At 54.5% G+C, this 5,848-nt stretch carries 6 protein-coding genes; 2 read left to right on the top strand and 4 right to left on the bottom strand.

Annotated elements, in window-relative coordinates; translation table 11 throughout:
- The coding region (locus RTY00_RS17775; RefSeq protein WP_312665318.1) for an ATP-binding cassette domain-containing protein at positions 1-384 on the bottom strand (384 nt) is incomplete at its 3' end.
- Positions 385-389: 5 nt separating this feature from the next.
- On the bottom strand, positions 390-1,400 hold the full coding sequence (locus RTY00_RS17770; RefSeq protein ID WP_312665317.1) for a BMP family protein: 1,011 nt from the start codon (positions 1,398-1,400) through the stop codon (positions 390-392).
- A gap of 105 nt (positions 1,401-1,505) precedes the next feature.
- Between RTY00_RS17770 and RTY00_RS17765 the strand changes: the two genes are divergently transcribed.
- Positions 1,506-2,405 carry a LysR family transcriptional regulator gene (locus RTY00_RS17765; RefSeq protein WP_008106231.1) on the top strand — a complete coding sequence of 300 codons (900 nt, stop codon included), beginning with the start codon at positions 1,506-1,508 and terminating at the stop codon, positions 2,403-2,405.
- An 82-nt stretch (positions 2,406-2,487) separates the two neighbouring features.
- Here RTY00_RS17765 and RTY00_RS17760 read toward each other — a convergent pair whose 3' ends face one another.
- Together RTY00_RS17760 and RTY00_RS17755 are read right to left on the bottom strand one after the other, a co-directional pair.
- Positions 2,488-3,303 (bottom strand): creatininase family protein, encoded by an 816-nt coding sequence (locus tag RTY00_RS17760; RefSeq protein WP_312665316.1) that lies wholly within the window; start codon positions 3,301-3,303, stop codon positions 2,488-2,490.
- 131 nt (positions 3,304-3,434) lie between these two features.
- Positions 3,435-4,358, bottom strand: a complete 924-nt coding sequence (locus RTY00_RS17755) for a substrate-binding domain-containing protein (RefSeq protein ID WP_258145844.1) — start codon at positions 4,356-4,358, stop codon at positions 3,435-3,437.
- A 310-nt stretch (positions 4,359-4,668) separates the two neighbouring features.
- Here RTY00_RS17755 and RTY00_RS17750 point away from each other — a divergent pair, with 310 nt between their 5' ends.
- The gene (locus tag RTY00_RS17750) at positions 4,669-5,667 is read left to right on the top strand and encodes a LacI family DNA-binding transcriptional regulator (protein ID WP_312665314.1); all 999 of its coding nucleotides are present in this window, start codon (positions 4,669-4,671) and stop codon (positions 5,665-5,667) included.
- Positions 5,668-5,848 lie beyond the last annotated feature (181 nt).

Below are 5,848 nucleotides of genomic sequence, written 5' to 3'. Positions count from 1 at the left end.
CAGCGCCTGCAAACGCGCCGCGGCGGCGGGCAAATTGAGCACGCCGCTGGCGCTCTCTTTCAGGCCCAGCACCACGTTTTCCACCACGCTCATCGGTTGCACCAGCATAAATTCCTGATGCACCATGCCAATGCCGCAGGCGATGGCATCGCTGGGATCGCGAAAATGCTGCGCTTTGCCATCCACCACAATGCTGCCTTCATCGGCCTGATACAGGCCGTAAAGGATTTGCATCAGCGTACTTTTGCCTGCGCCGTTTTCACCCAGCAGCGCGTGGATTTCACCGGCTTTGATGCTGAGCGACACGTCGTCATTGGCCACCACGCGCGCAAAGCGTTTAGTGATGTTGTTTAGCGCGACGCGGATGTTTGCCGTTGCTGTCATGATGATTAAACCGTTGGCTTCAGCGCGCCGCTGTCAAGCTGCTGCCAGATCTGCTGGAAGATCGCCCACGCGCTGGCGCTGACCAGTTTGGCGTTGTAGTGCTCGCTACCATTGACCACCGACCAGGCTTTGCCGACGGTGGGATGCCATTCGTCGCCGCCTTTAAAGGTTTTATTCGCTACCGATTCACCAACCTGTTCCACCATCCAGTCGAGGTTCTGGCGGAAGCTGCAGGCGACATAATCGGGCGCGACATCGCGCTGATCGACATAGCAGCCGATGGCTTTGACTTTCGCCGCTGCCGCGCCTTGCATCGCGCCGAGGCCAGTGACGTCAGCTGCATGCCAAATCACATCGGCGCCATTACCGATCATAGTGGTGGCGGCTTCACGGCCTTTGGCGGCGTTATCGTAATCGCCGGTGACTACGCCCATGCCTTTAATGCCCGGACGCGTTTTCTCAGCGGCCTGAATAAAGGCACGCATCATCGCCTGCTGCGTAGGGTTATCGCCGCCGCCGACAAAGCCAACCGCTTTGCCTTTTTCCGAGATCAGCGCCGCCAGCGCACCGGCGGCATACGCGCCTTGCAGATAGGCGAGATTGACGTATTCCACGTTGCCCGGTGATTTCTCGCCGGGCTTGAAGGTGGAGGCGAAGAAGTAGGTGTCAGGATATTCCGGCGCGATTTCGGCAAACGCCGAGCCGTATTCAAAGCTGTGGCCGATGATCAGCGTGTAACCATCATCGGCGTAGCCACGAATGGTTTGGTCCATCTGCGCCTGCGACACGCTTTCGCTGTGCGCGACGGTGAAACCGGCTTTTTGCAGGCTCTGCAATCCGGCATACGCCAGCGAACTCCAGCCGCCATCGGCAACCGAGCCGGGCAACAGCAAGGCGATTTTTATGGTGTTATTCGCCGCCATCGCTTTGCGCGACAACATCGGTGCCAGCGCGGGTAACAACAGCGCGCCAGCCACTAACTTCGCAAACTTTCTGCGGGATACGTCTGCCATCATGTGTTCTCCTGGTGTGGTTTTGATGTATTAATCACCGGAAGAGCATTATCTTAAAAGCATCATTTTTAGCACTTACCGATGCCTAAAAGGCAACGCAGGAGAAATATGCTGCAACATCGTTTGTTTGTGTATATCGATCAGGTGGCGCGCAGCGGTTCGATTCGCAAAGCGGCGGAACGGCTGCACATCTCGGCTTCGGCGATTAACCGCCAGCTGATTGCGCTGGAAGAGGAGCTCGGCACGCCGCTGTTTCAGCGCTTGCCGCGCAAAATGATTCTTACCGCCGCCGGTGAAGCGCTGATTCATCATGTGCGGCAGAGCTTTAAAGAGATTGAAATCGCGCAGATGAAAATTGAGGAGCTGAAAGGGCTGCGGCGGGGCGAAGTGACGGTGGCGATGATGAGTGGATTAGCAGCGAACCTGATTCCGCGCGTGGCCTCCGAGTTTCGCCGCGCCAATCCGCGCGTGAAATTACTGCTGCAACAGCTCACCACCGGCGAGAACATCACTAACGCGGTGGCAAGCGGCGACGCCGATTTGGGAATTGGTTTTGATTTCGAGCTACAGCCAGTGCATCGCAACATTGCTAGCGTGCCGGTGCGATTGGGTGCGGTTGTAGGCGCGGGGCATCCGCTGGCGGAGAAATCCAGCTTACGTTTGAGTGATTGTTTGCCGTATCCGGTGGTGATTGCCGACAAATCGATGGTGATTCGACCGTATCTGAATGAAGTGTTCGCGCGCGCCTCGATCAATCTTCAGCCGGTGATTGAAACCAACTCGATCGAGGTGATGCGCCAGTCGGCGATGATGGATCAAACCCTGACGTTTCTCACGCCGATTGATATTGAATCCGACCAGCGCAGCGGGCGGTTAATCTATATTCCGGTGCGCGAGCTGGCGCAACACACGCAAACGCTGATGTTGATCGGCCACGATCGCGGCACCAGCGCGATTGGTAGTGTTTTCGCCGAAACCATTAAAGGGATGATGTCGGAGTTGCGTTGATGGCCGGGTCGCCATAAATGGCAACGTTGCGGCCTTTGTAGGGGGCGCATTAATGCGCACCTGGTCGCCATAAATGACGACCCTACGAAAATGCGGTACGATCGGTGAGGAAATTGATATCGAAATTATGCACCTCGCGCGCCAGCTTAAGTAGCGCCTGCGCGGCACGTTCGGTAGCAATCGCACCGCGTTCAGCATCAGCCGCTGCGGCGTTGCCGGTGGTGCCAGAAAGGTGCAGATCTTGCGCCATCCAGCCAAAACCGATGCCGCCTTCCGGCGTTAAAATTCCGCCGGTTTCTTCAAGTGCCACCGAAGTAGAAACGAAATCAGCGGCGTGCTGCATCTGGACTAATTCAGGATGCAAATGCAGCATCATGCTGGTTTCTGATTCACCGCCGTGAATGCCGTGATTGAGTTCATGCGCGCTATAAAGATCGGACGCATCAATGGTGCGGAACCAGCTGGCGCTGACGGCAAACATGCCCAGTTCGATGCGCAGTTGACGACAAACGATTTCCATCAGCTGCGGCTGTCCGCCGTGCGAGTTCCAGAAAATCAGCTTACGAATTCCGGCGCGCCAGGCGCTTTTCGCGACTTCGAACCACACTTTGCCTAACACGTCATACGGCAATGAAAGGGTGCCGGGATAGGCAAGATGTTCATCCGATTTACCAATCGGCAGCGCGGGCATTACCAGCAGCGGGAGATCGTCGGGCAATAATTCCACCGCACGTTGAATAATCCCGGCGTTGATGGCGGCATCCACACGGACCGGCAGATGTGGGCCATGTTGTTCTACTGCGCCAATCGGTAGCACGGCGACGATGTTCGCCATATCCAGTTCACTGAATTCCCGGGTTGAGAGATCCCACCACCAGGGCGAAGACGGCTTGAGCATGTTTACCTCCATTTTTTACCCAACATAGCGGCTTGGCAGTGCAATGGAAGCAACAAAATTCGCGCTTTGCGTTGCTTTTTAGGCATTGGTCAGCAGGAGGTCGCCATGAATGGCGACCCTACGAAGCGATGTTACTTTTGATTTTTACTGGTGAATTCCTGGTAATTCTCTTTGGTCACCGTTTGATACGGCACCCAGTTATAGGCTTCGGTCTTTTTCCCGCTCAGCATGTCGTAAGCCACATCGACTGCACCGGTTGCCTGACCTTTCGCATCCTGGAAAATAGTTACCGCCATTTTGCCGTTCTTAATAAACTGCAAACCATCCGGCGTGCCGTCGATACCGGCGACTAACACATTGCTTTTCTTCAGCTGATCGAGCGCCATAATCGCGCCAATCGCCATTTCATCGTTATTGGCGATGATGGCATTGATGTCATTACCATCCTGCAACCATGACAAGGTTTTATCGACCGCTTCGTTGCGCTGCCAGTTGGCGCTCTGTTTCTGGATCACTTTCAGACCAGGATGATCCTTCACATAATCCTCAACCGCTTTGGTGCGCTGACGCGCTTCTTCGGTGGAGAGGGCACCCATCAGAATAGCGATATTGCCTTTGTTATCCATCCGCTTGGCTAACGCTTCGATCTCCATCTTGCCGCTTAACGCCGAATCGGAACCGACGTAGGCCATTTTGCCCGTTAGTTTTACTTCGGGTTTACGGTTCACGAAGATCAGCGGGATATTGGCTTTCTGCGCGGCGGCGATCACCGGCATCACGCCTTGCGTGTCCACTGGGTTGATGATGATCGCGTCCGCGCCCTGATTAATGAAATCATCCACCTGCTGGATTTGCAGGGAGACATCGCCTTTGGCATCGGCAAACTGGCTGTTAAGCCCTTTGTCTTTAAGCTGCTTTTCCATCTGACTGCGCAGGATGGAAACGAAATTGAGATCGAGATTAGCCAGCGCGACGCCAACCATATAGGTTTTCGCCTGGGCAGTGAATACGCTGAGCAAACCGCAGATAAGCATTACTACCTTGAATAATTTCATTTTTTTATCTCTGTAGGGGAGGTTTCTATTATTTTGCATCCGGGTGCAAAATCAGCGGGATGGCTGCCGCTGATTGACATCATGTTCATAAGGACAACGCGATGTGCTGTCTTCACTCTCTGGTACGGTTGAAAAATAGTCAACGCAGCAAAAATCGATTTCATCACCACGATCACAAAATCATCACGATTTGCACCCGAGTGCATTACAAAAATGCAACCGGGTGCAAAGTTTGCAAAATTCGCCTCTTGCTAACGTGGGGAATCACTCTATGCTCACTTTTTGCCAGGTAAATTACGGAAGGAAGCCGATGACGAGATCAGTGAAAAAGGCCACGGCCAGCGATGTGGCCATTCTCGCGGGCGTGTCGAAATGGACGGTATCGCGTGCGTATATGCCTGGTGCTTCAATCTCCGAGAAGGCGCGCGAGAAGGTGATGCGCGTCGCTAAAGAGCTGGGATATCGCCCCAATTTGCTGGCGCGCAGCCTGGTGAAGAAGAAGACGCATATCATCGGCGTGGTGATCGATGAACTGAAGAATCCGCATACGCTGATGATTCTCAATGAAGCCACGCAGCAGCTGCAACGCCGTGGTTACATGGCGCTGATCCTCAACATCACTGATGGCGAGCCGTATCGATCGGTGATGACGCAGGCGGATCAATTGCAGATCGACGGCGTTCTGTTTCTTGGCACGGTGTTATCGGCGCAGCTGATTACGCTGGTGGAGGACATGTATAACATTCCGCTGGTGCAGCTGTGTCGCAATACGCATGCGCAGGGCATTGATGTGGTGGCGATTGATGGTTATGCCGCCGGTAAACAAATCGCCGAACTTTTGCTGGCGCAGGGCGCGCAGCGTTTTGGCTTTATGCAAGGTCCGGATACGCCGACTTCTCATCTGCTACGTAAAGAGGGATTTGAGGCGACGATTCAACAAGCGGGCTACCAGATTGATGTGCTGCTCAAAGCGGGCTGTTACGATCGCGCGCGCAGCTGGCAAGCGATGAGCGATTATCTACAACGGCCGGACCCTGTGATTGATGCGCTGTTCTGTGAAAACGATGTGCTGGCGCTTGGTGCGCTGGAAGCAATGCGCGCCGCGCCGAATATGCCCAAGATTGCGGTGGTGGGATTTGATGATATCGAAGAAGCCAGGGCGCCAGGTTGCCAGCTCACCACCTTTAGTCAGCGGATAGATCTGCTGATCGCCGAAGCGTTGAACCGCTTGATTGATGGCCGCGAGAGTGCGGATGAGCGTTGGCGCCAGGGTGAAATGCGTGTGCGCCGTTCGCATTTGCGTAACTGAGTCCGCATTCTATACGCTAATCAGCGTGATATCCTCAGCGCGAAACGCGTTGTAAAACTCTTTGTTAAGTTTCTCTTCTACCACAAGAATATCGATTTCTTCGCAACCGGCTACCGAGAACCGGGCCACGCCGGGAATTTTATCCGCCGTCAGCCCAACGATGCTTTGATTGCTTTGCTTG

The organism is Pantoea sp. CTOTU49201 (genome assembly GCF_032054795.1).
GTDB classification, from domain to species: Bacteria; Pseudomonadota; Gammaproteobacteria; order Enterobacterales; family Enterobacteriaceae; genus Pantoea; species Pantoea symbiotica.
The sequence above is the reverse complement of the archived record's forward strand: the minus strand, read 5'-3'. Positions and strand labels throughout refer to the sequence as shown.

Coding starts and splice junctions, on each gene's coding strand:
- RTY00_RS17765 (WP_008106231.1), top strand. CDS start 1,506: ATGCTGCAACATCGTTTGTTTGTGTATATCGATCAGGTGGCGCGCAGC.
- RTY00_RS17770 (WP_312665317.1), bottom strand. CDS start 1,400: ATGATGGCAGACGTATCCCGCAGAAAGTTTGCGAAGTTAGTGGCTGGC.
- RTY00_RS17760 (WP_312665316.1), bottom strand. CDS start 3,303: ATGCTCAAGCCGTCTTCGCCCTGGTGGTGGGATCTCTCAACCCGGGAA.
- RTY00_RS17750 (WP_312665314.1), top strand. CDS start 4,669: ATGACGAGATCAGTGAAAAAGGCCACGGCCAGCGATGTGGCCATTCTC.
- RTY00_RS17755 (WP_258145844.1), bottom strand. CDS start 4,358: ATGAAATTATTCAAGGTAGTAATGCTTATCTGCGGTTTGCTCAGCGTA.